We start from the raw sequence: 20785 nt of genomic DNA, 5'->3' as shown, positions 1-20785 counted from the left end.
TCACCTCAATTTCGAACACACGTTCGTTTTTCTATCCTATTGTATAGCTGTTTTTGGATTCTGGCAAGCCTCCCTCCGCGAGCGGGGCTCGTGAAAAAAAGGAGACCTACCAAGGAGGTAGGTCTTAACCGAGAAGGCGGGCGTGCTCGACATAGATGCATCGATTTTCGATGTAGTCGAGTCCGGCATCGCGAGCGATCCGCTCGGCGTCCGGGCTGGTGAGCCCGAGCTGGTTGAAGACGAGACCGACATCCCCATGTCGGACGGCATCTTCGGCCACGCCGGCCAAATACTCATTGCGTCGGAAGACGTCGACGATGTCGACGCGTCCCGGGATGCTCTCGACCGTCGGATAGGCTTTGCGTCCGTTCCACGTCTCGAGCGTCGGATTGACAGGGATGACCGTGTAACCTTGCAATAGCAGATAGTCTGCGATTTGGTTTGCGGTTTTGTTCGGGTTCGCTGACACACCGACGACAGCAATTGTCTTCGCCTCGGTGAGCCATTGTTTCAAACGTTGATCGTCCATCCTGAAATCCCCCTTTTGTTTACGTTCTCAGTGTACCTTTACATGAATCACCGTTTCAAGCTTTATTTTCTTTTATCATACAACTGTAACTCTTTCGAATTTTTAAAACAAATCAATTGGTTCACCATAACTAATTATGTAAACCGTATTATATTACGTTTTTCCTCCGGTTGGCAGGTCGATGTGTGTCTCGGATGAAAATGCCGCGTGAGCGAACATTGCGTGAAATATCTATTTCACGCAATCATAACGACGTATTCACGACGTTTTTGAGAATGGGATTGACTCGATTCTCGAACGCCCATGGGCAAATCGACGTCAGTTCGGTATACTAAGGTTCAGGAGGTGTTCGCGTGGGAACTGCCTATGAGGAACGTCGCGGTACACTATATAATTATCGCATCACTTTTTATGGGAACGCGCTCGCTTGGCTCATCCACGTCGTGTTCTTGATCACGTTTTGGCAACTCGGCGTCACGGTACTCGCCTGGTCGAATTTACTCAGCATTCTGTATTACACGCTATCCTTTTATTTTGTACATAAACGATATTATCGGGCGTTCTTCGTCGGTCTGTTCATCGAGGTCGTCTATAACGCCATCATCTCGACGGTCGTGCTCGGTTGGGGTGCGAACGTTCACTACTTCATCATCATGGTCGCCTATGGCGTGTTCTTCATGCCGAACGTCAGTCGGTCCATCCGGGTAGCCTCGACGATACTCGCCATGACCATCTACGGTTTTCTATATATGAATGTGACGACAGGGACGCAACCGCTCACACCGTCCTTCGAGCAAATATTGGGCCTCTTTTGTCTCTTGTCGACAATCGCCTTGATCGCCGGGCTGTCATTCGTCTTCGAAGGGTCCGTCGTTGAGGTGACGTCCGAGCTCGAGCGGACGAACGAACGGTTGCACACGCTCGCATCACGAGATGGACTGACCGGTTTGTATAATCGGACGACCGGTTACCGGTTGGTCGAAGACGAGATTCGCGAGGCTGTCATCAAAGGACGGCCATATGCCGTCGCCCTAGGGGACATCGACCACTTCAAGGCGTTCAACGAGCAACACGGCCACGATTGCGGCGACCTCGTGCTCAAACAAGTCGCTTCCGCGCTTGCCCGAACCGACGGGATTACCATCCGTTGGGGCGGCGAGGAGTTCCTCATCTTCTTGACGGACCAGTCCGCAGCCGAGGCCACGGAGACGGTTGACCGCTTGCGGCAACGCATTAAAGCACTCGAGACGATTTATGACGGCCGTCGGCTCAGCGTCACGATGACGTTCGGTGTCATGACACGGACCGGATTCGAGGCCGTCGACACGCTCGTCAAAGAGGCGGACGACCGGCTCCGGGCCGGCAAACAGGAAGGCAAGGACCGGATCGTCGCGTCAATCCATCAGTAAGCAAGGAGAGATCTTTTGAGTATTTTTCGCCAACTCGGACAATCACCGGCCAAGGTCACGACGAAACGCTTTAACTTGAGCGGCTACGAGCGCATGCCGAGCTTCATCCAGCGTTTCCTGAACCATCTGGCCGCCAAACACTATTCGGAACAGACCGCGCAGCGCTATCTGTACGACTTTTTAGACTTTTTCCGCTGGGTCGAAGCCGCCAGCGCATCCGAGGTCGACCCGTCGTCGGTCGAGATTGACTCGTTCGTCGAGTTCGACCACGCGGGCGCCGAGGCGTATGCGACGTATCTCGCCCTCGAGCTCGATAACGCACCGAGCGTGATCAACCGCAAATTGTCGTCGATGCAATCGCTGTTCAACCATTTGATCGAGACGGGCGTGACGGCCCATAACCCGTTCCAGGCAGTCGAACGGCCGAAGCGTGCCAAACGTAACCCGGTCTATTTGACGGAGCAGGAATGGCTCGACTTCTCAACGCTCGTCCGTAGCAACGTCGGTATGTCCGACCGCGAGGCGAGCTGGTACGAGCGCAACCGGGACCGCGATTTTTTGATGATTCAACTGCTCGGGTTGACCGGGATGCGCGTCTCGGAACTCGTCGGTCTCGATTGGAACGATATCGACCGCGAGAGTGGGACGATTCGGGTCATCGGGAAAGGTAACAAGGAACGGGTCATCCCGATCGCCTCCCCGCTCGATCCGCTCCTCGACGCCTATCGATGTGGCGGGTCAGGTCCGCTGTTCCACTCGGAGCGAGGCAAGCGCATCTCGGTGCGGACGGTGCAACACACGTTGAAGGGGCACATCGACCGCTTGAAACCGTATTTGCCGTTCTTGACGCATAAACAGGTCACGCCACATAAACTCCGACATACGTTCGCCTCGCGGCTCGCCATGAGCGGCATCGACGTGTTGACGATTCAACAGTTGCTCGGGCACGAATCGGTGGCGACGACACAAGTGTATGCCCATATCGGCGATGAGAAGAAAAAACAGGCCATGATAGGTTTACGATAACTTATTATGTAAACCACTATAAAACACCTGAACCGATCGCGATAATGAAGTGCTCCCTGTCAAGTAGACAGGACAAATAATGAAAACCAGCCTAGGCGGCTTGAGACCTGTATTCGACAGGGCTCAAGCCGTTTAGTCGTTTCTGGAAACGATCGTGGTTGTAGAACGATATGTAGGTCTCGATGGCCCTCGTGAGTTCGCTATAGGCCTGGAACTCACGCAAGTAGTACATCTCCACTTTCAAGGTGCCCCAAAAGCTCTCGATCGGGGCGTTGTCGATGCAACGCCCGACCCGGGACATGCTGCGGGTCATTCCCGCGTCTTCTACCATCCGTTTGAACCCTCTTGAGGTATATTGGAACCCTCGGTCGCTATGGATCATCGGACGTGCTCCTGTACGGAGCCCCGCGATGGCTGGCATCATCGTCTGGAAGACGAGCCCGTTGTTGTTGGACCTTCCGATGCGGTAGGCGACGATCGAGCCGTCATACAGGTCGATGATCGCGCTCAGATACGCCTTCTTCCCGGTCCCATACTTGAACTCGGTGACGTCGGTGCACCATTTCTCGTCCGGGCGGGACGCACTGAATTCTCGGTTCATCAGGTTTTCGGCCACATGTTGCGGCGTTGACTTCTTATGTCTCTTCCGCTTCCGGCGGATGACCGATTGGATCCCATGGCTATGCATCAAGCGATAGATTCGCTTTTCATTGAATGGGGACAGGCTCTGTTGCCGGCGCAGCCGATTGATTGTCATCGTGATCCGACGGTACCCGTATGTGCCGTTCGCCTGGTCATAGAGTAGACGAATGTCCTCCAGAAGCTTCTCGTTCTCTTCTTGACGCACCGGTATGGTGCGGTTCAACCATTTGTAATAGGCCGCCCGTGAGATGCCGGCGACTCGACAGAGGAGGACGACCGAGATGGCCTCCTCTTCGTATAATTCTTTGATGGCGATATATCGTTGCTGTAGCCGTACCTGGCTGATCACGACCTCCTCTCGATCTCCTCTAACTTTTTTAGGAACAGGTTGTCCGCACGAAGAAGTTCGTTCTCAAGCTCCATTTGCCGGATCCGGCGTTTCAGCTTCTCCTCTTCACTTAGTTCGTCCTCTGGCTTCGTACGCCCACGGCGGTCCAGGAGCGCTTCTGCCCCGTCCGTGTCATACTTCTTGACCCAGCCATAGATTTGCCCATAAGACACCTGATATTGTTCCGCGGTCTGTTGGTAGTTGCGTCCATTCTCCAAACAGTATTTCACGATCTCGAAGCGCTCTTCGAATGTAGTTTTTCTTCCTTTTGTCATAGCTCGATTCATCCCTTTTCTCGAATCTGTTAACTCGCTATGACTAGTATACTTCTTAATCCATTTTCGAAGAACAGATCCATCACTGATTTGATGGTTGGAGAGGACTTCCACCGTGGTGGCCCCATCGAGATAGTCACGGACGGCGGCAATCTTTTGTTCCTTGGTGTAATGTCTCCAGGTCCTCGATTCCTTCAACGCGTCGATCCCGCCGGTATCGAATTTCACTTTCCACACCCGGAGGGTATTCTCAGAGACGTTATGCGCTTCCATGATTTCCTTCCACGTATAGGTTTCTTCTTCCATCATGCGCAGCGCAGCCAGTTTTTGTTCGATCGAATGCCGACTTCTCGCCATAAAAAAACACTCCCCAATCAGATAAACAGATTTGTTATTTCATCTGTCTACCTATTGGGGAGCATATCATAATTGGTTCAGGTGTTTTCGTTATAACTGTTTCGTCGATAAGATGACGATGGTCTCATCGAGTACCGTGTAATAAGCATCTTCGAACGTTTGTCGCTCGTTCGTCTCGAGATTGAAGACGCTCACGCCCCCATTGACACCCTCCGCCGACTCATGGATGAAATAGTTCGAGGCGAGCACGCGCTCGAACGGAGCCGTGTCGAGGAAGCGGGCGCCGGTCGTCGCGTCAATCAGTTCGGTGTGGTCCGCCGATTCTTCGACCTTGATGAAAATCGTCGAGCCGACATCATCGTACGTGAAGTCGATCGGTTCATAGGCGCCCCAGTCGACGACGGCCACTTCACGGAGGACGTCCGGAGCCGTCAGCTCATAAATCGTCTCCTCGTTCGCCTCATCGACGAAAGTCGAGAACCGGAGACGCTTGTCCCGTTCACCCAAGTATTGGACCGTGTCCCCTTCCCCATGCAGCCGAATCAAGTCCTCGAACGGAATCTCGTCTTGGCGGGACCGGATCGCCTCGACCGCCTCATCGAGCGAACAGATTAGAATCGCCTCCGAATGGTCGATCGCATCGTCCGGAGAGACCCGTCCGCCCTCGAGTGCCTCATAATAGGCAAACTCATCCAACCGGGTGTTACAGACGACGTATGGCACGCCATCGAGTTCGGTCGAGAACAGATAGAGCTCACGGAACTTGCCGGCATGCCCGACGAGCCGCTCGTCGCGGATCCGCTCTTGGAACGCCGTCTCCGCATCATACAACCAAGCCTCGTCAGTATCGCCAAAACTCGTCAAGAAGAGGAAGTAACGGTCCGCGAGCACCCAATAGAGCGTGCTGTTGCCACGTTTTTCGAACGTCGCCAGCACATCCTCTTGTCCGGAGCGATAGTCGAACGCGATCAACTCCGTACGGACGACACCGGTCCGGTCTGGTGTCTCGTTCAAGAAGTAGACGCGGGCGTCACTGACGAACAGTTTCGAGATGCCGTAGTCTTCATAGACGCGATGACTGATCGGTGTGACGGCACCATCCTCTTCATCATAACGATAAATCGAGAAACTCGTCTCGCCGGTCTTCTCCCGATAGTAGACGGACGTCTCGGTGACGGCGATTAAATCCTCATGGCTGATTGACATGGCACGTGCGTCAACGATTCTCATAGGGCACCTCTCTCATAGGAAGATTCAACCGGCTCGACGGTGACGATACCGGGTGGTCGTTTTGGGAATGAAATCCGCAGATGGGCGAACTCGATGATGGATTGGTGCGGGTCGGACTTCTCGACCCAGCGGACGCGTTGGCGGTTCGCCAAGGCGTGGCCAATCTTTTCTTCGATTTGGAACTGGGAAATGCCGCGATAGGCGACTTCCTGGATATAGGTCGATTCATCGGGCTCGAACTGTTGCCAGATGCCCATCACGAGCTGACCGAGCGAGGAGACCCGTTGCTCCGGCAAGCGCACCGTCCGGAGCGTCTGTTCCACTTCTTTCAAACATTCCAGCGGGTCGTTCCCGACGGCGAACAGCCGCTTAGCCGAGTTGTTCATGACCCGGTAGCGCCGTTTTCCGCTCTCGAGTCGGAGCACTTGTGCATACGGTTCGACCGGCACCCCGTGGAAGAACGTGTCGGTCCCGCCCCAGGAATAGCCGAAAGCGGGGTCGAATTTCTGAATCGTCTTCATGAAGGCGAGCATGAAATCCTCGACCTCGCGGCGCTCGAGCCGCAACCATTCGGCGAGCGCGAGCGTGCCGCGGTCCTTTTGGATGCGATGCACCGGGAAGAACAAGTCTCCTTCGGCCAGGCGATGCGGTTTGAGTTCTGTCCCGTCGGCGCGATAGTCCGTCGCCGGACGGCCGCTCCGGCCCGCATAGATGATCCATTCGTCCTCTGTGCTCTCGAACGCGTAGGCTTGGTGCGCCCAAGGTGGCGTCACGTATAGGGCCGGATACTCTTCATACGTCTCGAGGTGCAGATAGGAGCGGTCGGTCCACAGTTGCGCGAGCAAGCGCACGATTTCTCCCGTCTCTGATTCTTTTGGCGCGATGTAATTACCGGTGTTGCCGATATACGTCAAGACATGGAAGTCGTAGGCGTGATACAGGTGACGGACGATCCGCTCGAACACGGCGGCGATCATCCGTTCGAAAAGCGGATGATCTTCGTTCCGGTCGACCGATGTCGCATCGACCGTGCACATGAGCCAACCCATGCGGACGTACAGGCGAATTCGGAGCGGATACGAGATCAATGGGGATGATGACGCATGAATCTCCGTCAGACCGAGGTTGGCCATGTTCTCGACTTGTAACGTGAATCCGCTACGCCTCAGTTGTTCCTCCATCTTCTTTTTCCAATTGATCGTCTCCATTCACATTCACTCGCTTTCCGTGGCCATCGTTCTAGTGTGGCTCATTGTGAAATTTTTCCCGTTTCTCGAATCATACAAACGCCTTTCCGTCGGCATGTTCCGTAAGACGTTTGAACGCCTCGTCGAGAACGGCGCGCGACGTCCCAAAATTAATCCGTTCGAACGTCTGGCCCGACTCGCCGAACGGGCGACCTGGCGACAAGAACAGACGGACCTCTTCATGTAGCCACTTCTTCCGTGCTTCCGGTTCTAGGTTGAGCGCCGCGAAGTCGATCCACAGGAGATAACTCGCCTCTGGCAGGAACGTCTTCAATTGAGGCAGTTCCTCATTGAACCGATTGACGAGATACGTCGCCTGCTCCTCGAGTTCGGCCGTCAACTGGTCGAGCCAACGCTCGGCCCGCGAATCCGTATAGGCCGCGATGATGGCCGTGTTCGCGAACGGTGTCGGCAGCACATGGTGTTTATTTTGGACTTGGATGATCCGTTTTCGCATCGCGTCGTCCGGACAGATGATGTACGATGCGAACAGCCCCGCGATATTGAACGCCTTCGATGGGGCACTCACCGTGATGACCGAGTCATCAAGGCGGTTGAGGGCGGTGTGTCGCTGTGACGGATAGGTCAAGTCGGCATGAATCTCATCCGCGACGAGGATGACGTCATGGCGACGCGCCAGCTCGACGACTTGCTTCAGCTCGGACTCGGTCCATACCCGTCCGACCGGGTTATGCGGCGAGCAGAGCAAGAACAGCTTCGCCTTGCGCATCTGTGTCTCGAGCGCATCAAAGTCCATCTCGTAGCGGCCATCGACTTGACGAAGCGGGGCGTCGAGCAACTCCCGTTTTAACCCAGTGACCAGTTCATGAAATGGCGGATAGACGGGCGACTGAATGACGACCCCATCCCCTTCATCTGTCAACGCCTCGACGATATGCGTCAATCCAGGCACGACGCCGTTCGAGAACAGGACGTGATCGGCATCGACCTTGAGCTTGTGACGGCGCTCATACCAGGAGCTCACGGCAGCCTGCGCGTCTCTTGAGAACAGCGTATACCCGAACTCCCCTGTCGCGGCTCGTGCCGCGAGCGCCTCCGAGATGGACGGTGCCGTGCGGATATCGATGTCTGCGACCCAGAGCGGCAAGACGTCCTCTTTCAAATGGAACCAGCGGTCGAGCCCGTCCCATTTCACCGAATCCGTTCCCGTCCGGTCAAGCGATTGATGTAAGATTGATTTCATGTTCATCCCTCCTACTCCTACTGTAACAAAAAACGAGCGTTCGAGTCCGCAAAACGATGGCGGATTCGGGGAGCGTCGGCTATAATCGACCGAGATACTTCAAGGAGGTGAACCCGATGACCGTGACCGTCATCCGCCATAAACGCCGGAAACGAGCAGCCTTCTTCGTGACACCGGACGGGATCGAGCTGCGGATTCCGGCGCGGCTCCCGAACCGGGTCGTCGAGACAATATTAACGGAACATGCCGGCTGGATTGAAGATCGCCTCGCTGCACTACCTAAGCGTGACGTCATACCAGCCGACAGACTGTTTTTGCACGGAGAGACGTTTCCGCTCGTCAAAAGCAATACCGAGACAAGGTTCCGTTTCGACAGTGAAAACTTTCACTGTCCCGCTACGTGGGACGAGTCATCGCTTCGGAAAGCGTACGAGGTCTGGCTCCGCGAACGGGCCCTTGCCTATGTGATTGAAAGGTCCCCCCACTATGAACGACAGCTCGGCGTGAAGGCGAGCCGAATCCGAATCGGCCACCAAAAGACGCGCTGGGGGTCGTGCAGCTCGACCGGGACGATCTCGATCAACGTCCGGCTCATGCTCGCCCCGCAGGACGTCATGGACTATGTCATCGCCCACGAATGGGTCCATCTCGTCCATTTCGACCACTCGAAAGCGTTCTGGTCGAAGCTTGCGTCAGTGTATCCAGACGTCGCCGGCGCGATGGCCTGGTTGAAACAGCATGGCCATACGCTTCAAATCAAAAAAACCAATTGAACGTGTCCCTTGCATGGGGGCATGTCCGATTGGTTTTTTTTAGATGGCGGACGTAAACCGCTCGGCCGTGCCGTTTAACGATTCGGCCGACTGTTCGATATGCTCAAACCGTTCGAGCGTCTGTTCCATGATGCGGACACTCTCTTGAATGTCTGCACTGGAACGAGAGACACCTTCGACGATCGAGATGAGCTCTTTGTTCATCCCGTCCGTGTTCGCACGCACTTCGATGACGGCGCGTTCGACGAGACGTGACAAGTTACGAACCTCGGTCGCGACGACGTTGAACCCTAGACCGTGCTCCCCTGCCCGCGCGGCCTCGATGGCGGCGTTGAGCGACAACAGGTTCGTCTGGGCGGCAATCTCCTTGATCGTACTGGCGATTTTCGTGATTTCGGCTGCCTGCTCCTGCAAGTTCGCGAGCATCTTCAAGTTCTGGTTCGAGTCCGCGTCAAGCCGTTCGATCGTCTGCTTCAACTGTTGACTCTCCGCCATACCACGACGGGCCCGGTCGTCAAGGTTATCGGCCATGTCACGGAACGAGCGCGCATACTCCTCAATCGTCTGTTGGCGACTCGTGATGTCGGAGGCGATTTTGACGACACCGACGACATCGTCCTGTTCATAAATCGGCATATACGTCGCCTCGAGCCAAATCGAGTCACCTCGGGCGTCAATCCGCTCGATTTTGTCAGCCGAGCTGAAGCCGTCGAACAGTTTGTTCCAAAACGCTTGATAGTCCGGGCTGCTGACAAAATCCGGAGTACAGAACAAGTGATGGTGCATCCCAATCATTTCTTCACGTTTATATTTCATCGCCTTGGCGAAGAGGTCGTTCACATCGACGACGCGTCGTTGACGGTCGAATCGAATCATCGCCACGTTGGTCTCGAGGGCGCGGAGCACGTCAGGGGATGAGAGACTAGCGGTTGTTGTCAGTTCCATTCCGATTATTCCTACCTTCTTTTCTCGATTTCCTGTAGTGCTTTGTTCCTGTAATGCAGCGGAATTCAAGTGTACCTTGTGATAATAGTCCTGAATAGTATCAGTTTTTGAAATCGAGTCAATATCTTGAATTTGAAGTGTTTTCCAATTGTTCTCTTTGAAGCTGGTCATCAAAAAAAGGCCCCGTGCCTGGCACGAGTCCTTGATCATTCCGATTCATCGAAGATGGCTTGCAACAACGTGACTTGTTCGGTCGTGAGTTCGCCCCGGCTGTCCTTTGGATTGATGCCGCCGATCATCTGTTCTTCGTACCAAATCCCGAAGTCGAGCGAACGCTCCGGCGCATCGTCCGGCGTGTAGACAAACGTCGCTTCCACATCGGGTTCCCGCTCGATTGGGACGGGCTGGTCTTCCCAAACGACCGCCTCGGTCATTTGAGCAAGTACGGCATTCGTCTCAGCATCGGTAATGGTGCGTGTCGGCCCATAGTCGCCGTCAGCATTTAACGTCTCATAGTCGATGCGAGACGGGTCCAAGTTTTCCTCGCTACTGGCACAACCGCCGAGCAGCAGTCCCATACAGATGACACATCCTGCCAACATGCGTTTCAACAGAGCACCCCTCCTCATTCATTCGAACGCCTGTGGGAACAGTTCTTGGAACGTCTCCGCCCCGACGCTCGACATTTTGAATACTTCCCCGGTCTTCACGTCCTTCACATAGACATCGACTTTTTTCGATCGTTGCTGGTAGCTGACCTCGAACTGTTGACCGAGATTGCCGTGCAATAGCGTCAAACACTTATAGTCTTTCGTCTCACCACTCTTCGTCGACGGGCTCGCGGTCTCGATAGCTTCGACCAATCGACCATACGCCTCGCCGCTCACGTTCACAGCATCAGGGTAAGGCAGTGGGACTTCCCGGTGATACGGATACTTATGGAGGTAAGCGACGGTCTTCTCTTTCGGCTCGACTGTATCCGTATAGAGGTGGCTAGGTCGATAACGCATCGACAAGGTTTTTGTCACCATTTCTCCATCCAGATCAACCGTGAGGTCATATAACGGATAGGCTGTCATCGGTTCCATCGTTCCACCTTCGAATACCCGACGGAAGGTCAGACTGTCCGCCCCATTGAGCAAGTCGGCATCTTCTAGAACTGAGGAGGAATAGCGAGCCCAATCACCGCCATAAGACGTAAGTAAAAGAGGCATGTTCGTCTCCGTATGTCGCCCTAGAGCGATAAACACATCGAACGGTCTAAGGTCCGGCGAAAAGTCGAAGGATGGGTTGAAGTAGCCTCCTTCTCCAATCCCAATCTCGACCGTGCCGGTAAATCCGGGCGAGATTCTCATGAGCGTGACCGGATACGGTTCGATGTCTTGTCCTTCCTCATAGAAGGCGTCCGGTTTATGTAACGCGTCCCGCTCATTGTCGGTCGCGACATGAATGGTCGGAAGAGACGAGATTTCCGTTCCCACCTCGTCTTTCAAATAGGCAGGTCGCGCCTCAATTTCGACGGCCCGGTACATCCCGTCCATCCGGTCTGATCGACAAAGCGCATAGACCGCATCTCCTTCGACATACGTCACTTCGTTGAAACTGTATCCATCATAATCGTCAGTCGTAAACGGGGCCCGGGTCGCGTAGGCCATCCCGAGAACAGAAAATGTCTCTCCAGCTAGTTCGGCCAATCGTTCCTCGTCTTCACATTGGTTCAAAATTGTTTCGGCATCCACTACAGGCTCCTGACTGTTCATCGTGACCCGTTCGGCCTGCCAGTGTTCCTCGATATGGCCATAGTGGACGACGTCCACGTCTTCTGAGCAGCCTGCTGTCAAGCATAGCAGTGAAAAGGCCATCAACACTCGTTTCTTCATGTTCCACCCACTCATTTCGTCTTCAAATCAGGGAAGTAGGACAAGAATGTCTCTGCCCCTTCGCTCGTCAGTTTATACGTCTCCTTGGTCGATCGGTCCGTCACGTAAATATCCAGCTTCTTCGAGCGCTGTTTATATGTCACCTCGAACTCTTGTCCCTTGAGTCCGTCGACGATTGTGAGATAAGGATAGTTCCCTTGATCACCCGTGCGCTTCGTCGGCTCAGCAGAGTCGATTGCTTGAATGAGGTCATCCATCTCGTTACCGGCCGCACGCAGCACGGTCGGATACGTCAATATCGATTCGCTGTTGAACCGTTTCTCGTGTAGGTAAATCAGTGGACCTGACACAACCGGCATATACTGCTCGTCCGGATTGTCCTTGAGCGCCTTTTGTTCAGAAATCGTCAACAGTTCAGAGGCACGATATGTAATGGTCGCAATCTCGGTCACCGCTTTCCCGTCACGGATATAACTGAACTCATACAATGGATAGGATTTGTCGGGCAACAGTTCCGAATGAAGCGGCAGCCGTTTAACTTTCAACTCTTCATATGTCAGCTCTCCTTTTAACGGGTCGACAATCTCATCTAACGGACTCATCGAGAAATAGAGGTCCGCGAGCATCATTAAAATATAGGGCTTCTTTTCATCGGGGTGATATCCGATTGCGACTTTGACTTCATCTATGTGTGCCATCATCGGGTCGAACATCAGCACCGGAAATGCGACCGGTCGATCTCCAATGGTCAATTCCATCTCACCGTGGAAGGCTGGTGTGAACGTGACGACGGTATCAGGAAAAGGTTCGACAGAATTACTCGGCTCCAATAATCCATCCGCATCGAGGAATGTTGCTTGAGTGGTCTCATCGGCAGGTTCGATGAACGGGTTTCGTTGAATTCGCTTTCCTTTCTGTGTATCAACAAATTGGGGGAACGACTCGATGACCTCTGCTTGAAAGCGTTCCGAGAGCATATCACGACAAAGTGCATAATTCTCATCGCCTTTGATGTACGTCACCGATTTATAGGCATATTCATCTCCCGTATCGGTCATCTGATGGCGATTCGCGATGACCGTATCGTACACGGTCAAATCCCCTTTTAATTCGGTCGTCAAGTCCCCGGTACAGGCCTGTAGTGTCTCATCGACCGATTCGAGGGCTTCTGGTTGCTCTAACGAATACTTACTGACGGTCCAATGCGCGTCGACGTACGATAAGTTCACTACGTCTGGTTTTTCCCCGCCGCAACCGCTCAATAACCCGGTGGATAGTACAAGTAAACCGACTAACTTTTTCAACTCATCCGCCCCTTACCATCTATTTGTACCAATTTTACCATTATATTACTTTAGGAGGGAATACGAAAAACCCGTCCAGTTCCCTGGACGGGTGCAACGATGATTATACGGCTTGATCAATCGCACGCGTCAGTCGCGTCTCAACGTCGTGGGCGATCGATTGAAGCGACTCATCCTCGATCAGCTCGATCAGTTTCGTCGGCTTCGGCATCCCGACATGGGTCGCCCCGTCTTTCGTGAAGACAGCGAGCTTACACGGCAGGAAATAACCGCCTTCCCGGTGCGCCGTGATGACTTTCTTCGCTTCTTTCGGGTTGCATACCTCGAGGATGCGATAGTCCCCCTCAATCGCCTGTCCTTTCTCTTCGAGCGTCTCACTCAAATCAAAGTCCCAGAGTACGCCGAACTCTTCCACTTTGAGTGTCGCTTTCAACTTCTCGACGACCGCTTCGACCGTCTGATCCGTCTTGACCGTGTAATCGAACATGTGAATTCCTCCTCGTTTGTAGTCTCTCTCGTCATGTACCCGAAGTGAGGAGTGATAAATCGTTCGTTTGTACAAAAAAAGTATATGTGATTTGAAACATATTCGATGTCTGTCACGTATGTATGAGAGAAAATAGAGAAGTCCATACTTACGTAAAGGAGAAGTGGTTGCCGTGACGGTCACCGTATTCACACATACAAGCTGCAGTTCTTCCCGTAAGACGATCGATTGGTTACGCGAACAGAACATCCCGTTCATCGAGAAGAAATTGACCGACCAAGGGATGTCGTTCACCGAGTTCAAAGACATGCTTCGCCTCACGGAGAACGGGACGACCGACCTGTTGTCCGTCCAAAAGAGCGTGTACAAACAAGCGGCGGACCAACTTGACGAGATGTCGCTCCGTGAGCTGTACAGCTTTGTGGCGTCGCACCCCCAGATTTTGAAGAGTCCCATCGTCGTCGACGACAATCGGATTCAAATCGGGTTCAGCGAGAAAGAGATTCGGACGTTCATCCCCCGTCATGACCGCATCGCCGAGTTGAAACGGTTGCTCGACAACAAGTAAGAGCCCTGCCGAAGCAGAGCTCTTTTTCTTATGCCTTCTTGAGTCTGGCCGCCAAGCGGTTGCCGAACGATTGAATCGATTGCACGAGCAGGATCAAGACGAAGATGGTCACATACATGACTTCCGGTTCGAATCGGAGATGCCCGTACTGATAGGCGATATCGCCGAGTCCGCCGGCCCCGACGAGTCCGGCCATCGCAGTCGCGCCGATGAGCCCGATCGTCGCGATCGTCAAACCGAGCACGATCGAGGAGCGGGCCTCCCGAATCAACACGTACCAGATGATTTTACGGGTCGAGATGCCCATCGCCTCATACGCCTCGACGACACCGCGGTCGACCTCGAGTAGCGCCGACTCCATGAGCCGTGCGATATACGGGGCCGTGAACACGATGAGCGGCAACAGCACGCCTTGGACGCCGATCGTCGTCCCCATGATGAAGCGGGTGAACGGGAGGATGAAGAACAAGAGGATGATGAACGGTATCGAACGGACGACGTTGATGACGCTCGACAAGATGCCGTAGAGATAACGATTGGCGAGTCGGCCGTTCGGTCGCGTCAAGACGAGGAGCGTCCCGAGCGGCAATCCGATCAACGTCGAGATGACGAGCGCGATGCCGGTCATCGTGAGCGTCTGGATCGTTCCCGTCCAAATCAAGTCACCCCAATTTTCCCAAAACTGAAGCATGGTTCGTCACCTCCTTCACTTTCACGCCGCTCGCTTCTAAGAAACGGACGGCTTGGTCGGTCTGGGCCTCATCGCCGTCCAAATGGACGAGCAGATTGCCGACGAGACCGCCTTTTAGCTTTTTGATGCCGCCCCCGATGATATTCGGGAGCAAGCCGAATCGTTTCGTCAACTGGGCGAGCACGGCCTGTTCACTTTGATGGCCGATGAACGACAAGTTGACGAGCGTCCCGTGCGTGCTCAATTCTTCGACGACCTCTTTCGGGACATCGAGGTTCGTCTTCAAGAACTTGCGTGTCGTCGCATGCTGCGGGTCCGAGAACACGTCGAGCACGTCCCCTTCCTCGATGATTCGGCCGGCCTCGATGACCGCGACCCGGTCACAGATGCGCTCGATGACTTCCATCTCGTGCGTGATCAAAAAGATCGTCAGTCCGAGCTCGCGGTTGATGTCAAGCAAGAGGTCGAGGATCGACTCGGTCGTCTCCGGGTCGAGCGCGCTCGTCGCCTCGTCGCTGAGCAGGATGTCCGGCTCATGCGCGAGGGCCCGGGCGATGGCGACACGTTGCTTCTGTCCGCCCGAGAGTTGCTCGGGATAATGTTTCCGATGGTCCGTCAAGCCGACGATGTCGAGGTATTTGTCGACGCGAGCACGGATCGTTGCCTTGTCGAGACCTTCAAGCCGGAGCGGGATGGCGACGTTCTCTTCGACGGTCGCCGTCTTGAGCAGGTTGTAGTGTTGGAAGATCATTCCGATTCGATGGCGGAGTTTTGAGAGCCCACGTTTGTCGAGCTTCGTGATGTCCTGCCCTTCGATCTCGACCTGGCCCGACGTCGGGCGTTCGAGCAGATTGATCATGCGGATGAGCGTGCTCTTGCCGGCGCCGCTTCGGCCGATGATGCCGAAAATCTCGCCTTTCTCGATCGTGAGCGAGACATCGTCAAGTGCGGTGACGGCACCTTTGTTCACCGTGAACGTCTTCGTGATTCCTTTAAGTGCGATCATAGGGCCTCCTTAAAACGCCGGGACGATCGAGCCGTTGAACGTCTCTTCGATGAACGTCCGGACCTCGTCCGAGTGATAGTACGACTTGAGCGTCGCGACGACTTCGTCATCCTTGTTGTCGGTGCGGACGACGACGTAGTTCGGATACGGGTTATTGACCGTGTCTTCGTGGAACAAGGCGTCCTCATTGATCGATAGGCCGGCACCCATCGCGAAGTTCGTGTTGATGGCCGCGAGTGCGACTTCCGGGAGCTGGGTCGGGAGCTGGGACGCCTCGAGCTCGATGAATTCAAGGTTGAGCGGGTTCTCGGCGATATCTCGTTTCGTCGCCTTGTCGGTCAAGCCTTCTTTCAACGTGATGAGGCCCGCTGTCTCATAGAGACGGAGCGCCCGCAGCTCGTTCGCCGGGTCGTTCGGGACGGCGACCTTGTCACCTTCCTTCAAGTCCTCGATGTCGGTCAACTTCTCTGAGTAGAGCCCCATCGGGAAAGCGACGGTCTTGAACACATCGTCGATCTTATAGCCTTTGTCGGATTTTTGTAGTTCGAGGAACGACAACGTCTGGTAACTGTTCACATCGAGGCTGCCCTCGGCGAGTGCCGTGTTCGGCGTATTGTAGTCGTTGAACACTTTGATGTCGAGTTCGAGGCCGTCCTCTGCCGCGAGTTCTTTCACTTTCTCGGCAATCTGTTGGTGTGGTCCGCCCGTGACGCCGATGGTGAGCGCCTCCGTGCTGAGAGCCTCGCTCGCGTCCGATTGTCCGCACGCCGACAAGGCGAGGGCGGCGAGTAGTGATGTTCCTGCGAGTACTGTTTTCTGTTTGATGTTCATGGTTGTTCCTCCTCCAAAATGAAAGCCCGCTACTCATTCAGAGTGGCGGGCACGACAAGTCAAAGTCGGACACGCTCATCTCCCAGACGGTTTCGTCTGTTGGAATTAGCACCATGATCATAATGATCTGGTTGCCGGGTTTCATAGGGCCAGTCCCTCCACCACTCTTGATAAGCAATCGGTCTATTTAATTGTTATCATCTTACTTTCAATTCTTTTATTTGTAAATAGATAATTGCAAATTTTCAAAAATTATTTTCAAATAGCCTCTGTTTAGCGGGGCCGGCAACTGTTGCAGCTCGGTCTCCGTCATGACGGAGTCGACCAGTACCGGGATGTCATCCGGTCCGATTCCGAGCGTCTCGAGCGTCGTCGGGGCACCGAACCGTTTCAACCAGGCCTCCAAGTACGAGGCATCGGCCGAGCGGCGCAACCGCTCCTGGACGATCAGCCCGAAGCCGACCTTGTCCCCGTGCAAGAAAGCATGTGTCGACGCGAACCGGCTGAGCGCGTTATGGACCGCATGGCCCACGGCGACCCGTGTCCCGGCGTCACCAAATCCTCCGACGGCACCACCGACGGCGAGCACGTGATCGACCGCGAAGCGGATGTCGTCGCTATATGACTCAAAGGCCGCTTTGCTCAAATCGAGTTCGACGAGACGACCGCACTGCTCGGCCAAGGCGAGCCCGGTGTTGACGCCGGCATCAATCGAGCTGTCGCCGCTCAAGTAACGGGCCTCGTAAAACTTCGCGACCGTGTCGATGACACCGGCTCGGAAGTATTCATATGGAGAGCGCGCGATGACCCGCGGATCGACGATGACCCGTTCGATGACGACGCGGAATATGTCGTATCGGTCATAGCTCCCATCCTTTCGATAGACGACGCTGAGCGGCGTGAAAGCGGCACAGTTCGAGGCGAGCGTCGGAATGACGATGAGCGGAACGTTACATTGGTAGGCGACGAGTTTGGCCGTGTCGACGAGCTTCCCTCCTCCGATGGCGATGAGGACATCGATGTCCTTTTGCTTCAGCCGTTCGACTTCAGCGTCGGTGCACTCCCCACGGAACTGTGTCGTCGGATAGTCCGTGATGGCCGGATAGATGTCTCGGACGACGTCGTACCCGTTTTGGCCGCGCAGGACGTGGGCGCGACGTCCGCTGACCAATTCATAGAGCCGGTCGAGCGCGTCATCGGCGTGGTCATATTCGAGGACGGCTTGGCGGATCATGCGCGCACCTCCTCATAGGCGGCGAACAACCGCTCGATCCGTTCGACGGCCTCGTCGATCTTCGGTTCTGGTGAGACGAGACCGAAGCGGACGTAGCCGTTCCCTTCGGAGCCGAAGAAATAGCCGGGGGTGACGGCGACACCGGCCTCGTACAGTAGTTTCCGTGAGAACGATTTGGCATCACCCTCGGGCACTTTCGCCCAGACGAAGAACGACCCTTCCGGTGGTTCGACGGCCCATCCGGCCCGGTTCAACCCTTCGATGAGACGATCACGACGGGCCTCATAGAGCCGAGCCAAATCGTCCCGAATGGAACGTGGCGCCTCGAGCGCGGCGACGGCGGCCGCTTGGATGGCCGAGAACACGCTGACATGCACATGGTCCTGATACGTGTTGATCGCCTCGATGATGTCTTTGTTCCCGATGGCGAAGGCGACGCGCCACCCGGACATGTTGAACGCTTTCGACATCGTGTACACCTCGATGCCGACGTCTTTCGCTCCTTCGGCTTGAAGGAAGCTCGGCGGAACATGGCCATCGAACCCGATGCTGCCATATGCGAAGTCGTGAACGACCATCAAGTCCCGCTCCCGGGCGAAACGGACGGTATCGTCAAAGAAGGCGGGTGAGGCGACGGCACCGGTCGGATTGCTCGGATAGTTCAAATACATCAGTCTCGCCCCGTCCGTGTCGAGCGTCTCGTAGTCAGGGAGGAAACCGTTCTCCTCGCGTAAGACGAGATCATGGACGACGGCACCGGCGAGCCGGGCGCCGGAGATATAGTCGGGATAGCCCGGGTTCGGCAACAAGATGCCGTCGCCTGGCTCGAGCACGCATTGCGGCAACGTGATGAGCCCGGACTTGGAGCCGATGAGAATCGCGACTTCCGTCTCGGCGTCGAGCTCGACCCCATACTCGTTCAAATAGAACGTCGCCACCGCTTGTTTCAGGCGGGCCTGACCGCGGAACGGACCGTATTGGTGGGTCGAGGCGTCGAGGAGCGCCGTCTGGAGCGCCTCACAGATCGGCTCCGGCGTCGGCAGGTCGGGCGTCCCTTGTCCGAGTCGGATGATGTCACGGCCGGCCTGTTCGAGCTCGGCGACTTCGTTCGCGAGTCCGACGAAGTGTTGGGGCGGTAAAGTTTTTAATAAGTGTGAGCGTCTGTCTGTCATGAATAGTCCTCCTATGCAAAAAACACCCCTTTCCGCGGAAAGGGGTGTCGAGATACGGACGTATTCAAACAACCACCTTTCCATCTCTCAAGGTCACCTTGCTGGAATTAGCACAGTATTGAAACAATCTGTTGCTGAAGCTTCATCGGGCCAGTCCCTCCGCTTCTCTTGATAGAAAGTGTTTTTATATGCGATTTGTCTTTTTGTAATATGTCACTTAGTTAACCAAACGTTACCAATCTTGTCAATCCTTTTTCGAAAATGGGTGCGCCCTATTGAATCCCGGCAAAAAAACGGTCATAGTAAAAAGTGAACACTATTCTACAAAATTTAAACCAAGAGGGGATGGACCATTGGAATTAAACCGTCAATTAATTTGGAAGTTGAGCGTGATCGGACTGATTCTGCTCGTCCTTTGGAAGGTCATCAGTGAACCGGACACGATTTCTCGTGTGCTGCATTACGCATTCCAGTTGCTGACGCCGATCATCATGGGGATCGCCATCGCGCTGCTCCTGAATACCGTCCTGTCCTATATAGAAGAACGGTTTCACTTAAAACGATATCAGGGGTTGTTGATCGTCTACATCGTTTTCATCGGAATTCTCGTCATCTCTGCGGTGACGCTGTTCCCGCGCATTTATTCGAGCGTGGCCTCGCTCATCGAGGAGCTCCCGTTCTATATCCGGCAAATCGACGGGTTTCTCGCCCAGTTGAACACGTACTTGAAAGAGTATAACGCGACGATCGCCCAGGCCATCGACTTCAGCCGCTTCGAGGAACGTTACTCCGGTTGGGTCGAGACCGCCGTTTTGTCGTCGGTCAGTTACGTGTCGAGTTTCACGATGACGCTCATCAACTTCTTGATCGGGATCGTCATCTCGATCTATCTATTGAAAGACAAAGAAGTCTTTGCCCGCATGTTCAAGCGTCTGTTGTATGCGATGTTCCCGGTCGCGTCGGCCAAGACGACGATCGACATCTTCCAAGAGATGGACTACATCTTCAAACGCTATATCATCGGGAAGTCGCTCGATTGCCTCATCATCGGGGTGATGGCCGTCGTCGGGCTGTTGATCATCGGGGCGCCTTACGCGCTTCTCCTCGGCGTCATCATCGGGGTCCTGAACTTCATCCCGTATGTCGGTCCGTTGCTCGGGATGATCCCGGCGTTCATCATCACCTATTTCTATGACCCGTTCACGGCGCTCATCGTCCTTTTGTTCATCTTCTTGCTACAACAATTCGACGGGCTCTGGCTCGGACCGAAGATTCTCGGTGACAGCGTCGGCATCACCCCGTTCTGGGTCATCACGTCGATCATCATCGGGGGCAGCCTGTTCGGTCTCGTCGGCATGTTCATCAGTGTACCGGTGACGGCGATGATTCAAGTCGTGTTGTCTCGCTTGATCGACTACCGGCTCAGTCGCAAGAATTTGAATGAATTGTTATGACACATTGACGATTTAGATTGACACATTTCACAGAGATATCATAATCTTGAAGAGAAGACAGTCCAATGCAGAAAGGAGAGGTACCGATGTCAGTCATTCAACACTCGCACGTCCAAGTCCATATTGACCGGCA

Annotated in this window: 20 protein-coding genes and 2 riboswitches; of the genes, 5 read left to right on the top strand and 15 right to left on the bottom strand. The window is 54.6% G+C overall.

Features of this window, described 5'->3' with window-relative positions; genetic code table 11:
* Nucleotides 1-124: 124 nt before the first annotated feature.
* Nucleotides 125-529 carry a CoA-binding protein gene (locus NMQ00_RS07795; RefSeq protein WP_255178631.1) on the bottom strand — a complete coding sequence of 135 codons (405 nt, stop codon included), beginning with the start codon at nt 527-529 and terminating at the stop codon, nt 125-127.
* 353 nt (nt 530-882) lie between these two features.
* Here NMQ00_RS07795 and NMQ00_RS07790 point away from each other — a divergent pair, with 353 nt between their 5' ends.
* Both NMQ00_RS07790 and NMQ00_RS07785 read left to right on the top strand, forming a co-directional pair.
* On the top strand, nt 883-1938 hold the full coding sequence (locus NMQ00_RS07790; protein ID WP_255178630.1) for a GGDEF domain-containing protein: 1056 nt from the start codon (nt 883-885) through the stop codon (nt 1936-1938).
* A gap of 15 nt (nt 1939-1953) precedes the next feature.
* Nucleotides 1954-2964 (top strand): tyrosine-type recombinase/integrase, encoded by a 1011-nt coding sequence (locus NMQ00_RS07785; RefSeq protein ID WP_255178629.1) that lies wholly within the window; start codon nt 1954-1956, stop codon nt 2962-2964.
* A 91-nt stretch (nt 2965-3055) separates the two neighbouring features.
* Here NMQ00_RS07785 and NMQ00_RS07780 read toward each other — a convergent pair.
* The 4 genes from NMQ00_RS07780 to NMQ00_RS07765 all read right to left on the bottom strand — a co-directional run bounded on the left by NMQ00_RS07780 (nt 3056) and on the right by NMQ00_RS07765 (nt 8307).
* Nucleotides 3056-4626, bottom strand: a protein-coding gene (locus NMQ00_RS07780; RefSeq protein ID WP_255178172.1) for an IS3 family transposase whose coding sequence is annotated in 2 segments (ribosomal slippage) — nt 3056-3987 and nt 3987-4626 — 1572 coding nt in all. Because the reading frame shifts where the segments join, the coding sequence is not laid out codon by codon here.
* A 90-nt stretch (nt 4627-4716) separates the two neighbouring features.
* Complete coding sequence (locus NMQ00_RS07775) at nt 4717-5856, bottom strand: hypothetical protein (RefSeq protein WP_255178628.1); 1140 nt, start codon at nt 5854-5856, stop codon at nt 4717-4719.
* A complete protein-coding gene (locus NMQ00_RS07770) occupies nt 5853-7064 on the bottom strand; it encodes a hypothetical protein (RefSeq protein WP_255178627.1) in 1212 nt (403 codons plus the stop codon). Before NMQ00_RS07770 ends, NMQ00_RS07775 begins: the two co-directional genes overlap by 4 nt.
* 70 nt (nt 7065-7134) lie before the next feature.
* Nucleotides 7135-8307 (bottom strand): MalY/PatB family protein, encoded by a 1173-nt coding sequence (locus tag NMQ00_RS07765; RefSeq protein WP_255178626.1) that lies wholly within the window; start codon nt 8305-8307, stop codon nt 7135-7137.
* A 116-nt stretch (nt 8308-8423) separates the two neighbouring features.
* Here NMQ00_RS07765 and NMQ00_RS07760 point away from each other — a divergent pair, with 116 nt between their 5' ends.
* The gene (locus tag NMQ00_RS07760) at nt 8424-9080 is read left to right on the top strand and encodes a M48 family metallopeptidase (protein ID WP_255178625.1); all 657 of its coding nucleotides are present in this window, start codon (nt 8424-8426) and stop codon (nt 9078-9080) included.
* Nucleotides 9081-9119: 39 nt separating this feature from the next.
* Here NMQ00_RS07760 and NMQ00_RS07755 read toward each other — a convergent pair whose 3' ends face one another.
* From NMQ00_RS07755 to NMQ00_RS07735, 5 genes are all read right to left on the bottom strand, one after another.
* Nucleotides 9120-10025, bottom strand: a complete 906-nt coding sequence (locus NMQ00_RS07755; protein ID WP_255178624.1) for a methyl-accepting chemotaxis protein — start codon at nt 10023-10025, stop codon at nt 9120-9122.
* Between the two features lie 206 nt (nt 10026-10231).
* Nucleotides 10232-10636: a hypothetical protein gene (locus NMQ00_RS07750; protein ID WP_255178623.1), complete on the bottom strand. Its 405-nt coding sequence runs from the start codon at nt 10634-10636 to the stop codon at nt 10232-10234.
* Between the two features lie 18 nt (nt 10637-10654).
* A complete protein-coding gene (locus tag NMQ00_RS07745) occupies nt 10655-11905 on the bottom strand; it encodes a hypothetical protein (protein WP_255178622.1) in 1251 nt (416 codons plus the stop codon).
* A gap of 11 nt (nt 11906-11916) precedes the next feature.
* Complete coding sequence (locus tag NMQ00_RS07740; protein WP_255178621.1) at nt 11917-13209, bottom strand: hypothetical protein; 1293 nt, start codon at nt 13207-13209, stop codon at nt 11917-11919.
* Nucleotides 13210-13312: 103 nt separating this feature from the next.
* The gene (locus tag NMQ00_RS07735) at nt 13313-13696 is read right to left on the bottom strand and encodes a DUF302 domain-containing protein (RefSeq protein ID WP_255178620.1); all 384 of its coding nucleotides are present in this window, start codon (nt 13694-13696) and stop codon (nt 13313-13315) included.
* 172 nt (nt 13697-13868) lie between these two features.
* Here NMQ00_RS07735 and NMQ00_RS07730 point away from each other — a divergent pair, with 172 nt between their 5' ends.
* Entirely contained in the window at nt 13869-14264 is a 396-nt protein-coding gene (locus NMQ00_RS07730) for a Spx/MgsR family RNA polymerase-binding regulatory protein (RefSeq protein WP_021067479.1), read from the top strand.
* A 28-nt stretch (nt 14265-14292) separates the two neighbouring features.
* Here the strand turns inward: NMQ00_RS07730 and NMQ00_RS07725 are convergent, their stop codons facing one another.
* The 5 genes from NMQ00_RS07725 to NMQ00_RS07705 all read right to left on the bottom strand — a co-directional run bounded on the left by NMQ00_RS07725 (nt 14293) and on the right by NMQ00_RS07705 (nt 19198).
* Nucleotides 14293-14955 (bottom strand): methionine ABC transporter permease, encoded by a 663-nt coding sequence (locus tag NMQ00_RS07725; RefSeq protein ID WP_255178619.1) that lies wholly within the window; start codon nt 14953-14955, stop codon nt 14293-14295.
* Nucleotides 14927-15961, bottom strand: coding sequence for a methionine ABC transporter ATP-binding protein (locus NMQ00_RS07720; protein ID WP_255178618.1), 1035 nt, complete (start codon nt 15959-15961; stop codon nt 14927-14929). The genes NMQ00_RS07725 and NMQ00_RS07720 overlap by 29 nt, the downstream gene beginning before the upstream one ends.
* A 9-nt stretch (nt 15962-15970) precedes the next feature.
* On the bottom strand, nt 15971-16792 hold the full coding sequence (locus NMQ00_RS07715) for a MetQ/NlpA family ABC transporter substrate-binding protein (protein ID WP_255178617.1): 822 nt from the start codon (nt 16790-16792) through the stop codon (nt 15971-15973).
* 72 nt (nt 16793-16864) lie between these two features.
* Nucleotides 16865-16969, bottom strand: a riboswitch (SAM riboswitch).
* A gap of 40 nt (nt 16970-17009) precedes the next feature.
* Nucleotides 17010-18026 (bottom strand): iron-containing alcohol dehydrogenase, encoded by a 1017-nt coding sequence (locus NMQ00_RS07710; protein WP_255178616.1) that lies wholly within the window; start codon nt 18024-18026, stop codon nt 17010-17012.
* The gene (locus tag NMQ00_RS07705) at nt 18023-19198 is read right to left on the bottom strand and encodes an aminotransferase class I/II-fold pyridoxal phosphate-dependent enzyme (protein WP_255178615.1); all 1176 of its coding nucleotides are present in this window, start codon (nt 19196-19198) and stop codon (nt 18023-18025) included. Before NMQ00_RS07705 ends, NMQ00_RS07710 begins: the two co-directional genes overlap by 4 nt.
* Before the next feature lie 77 nt (nt 19199-19275).
* Nucleotides 19276-19376: riboswitch (SAM riboswitch) on the bottom strand.
* A 175-nt stretch (nt 19377-19551) separates the two neighbouring features.
* On the opposite strand from NMQ00_RS07705, the gene NMQ00_RS07700 reads away from it, so the two are divergent.
* On the top strand, nt 19552-20652 hold the full coding sequence (locus tag NMQ00_RS07700; RefSeq protein WP_255178614.1) for an AI-2E family transporter: 1101 nt from the start codon (nt 19552-19554) through the stop codon (nt 20650-20652).
* Nucleotides 20653-20785 lie beyond the last annotated feature (133 nt).

The organism is Exiguobacterium aurantiacum, assembly GCF_024362205.1.
GTDB lineage: Bacteria > Bacillota > Bacilli > Exiguobacteriales > Exiguobacteriaceae > Exiguobacterium > Exiguobacterium aurantiacum_B.
The sequence above is the reverse complement of the archived record's forward strand: the minus strand, read 5'-3'. Positions and strand labels throughout refer to the sequence as shown.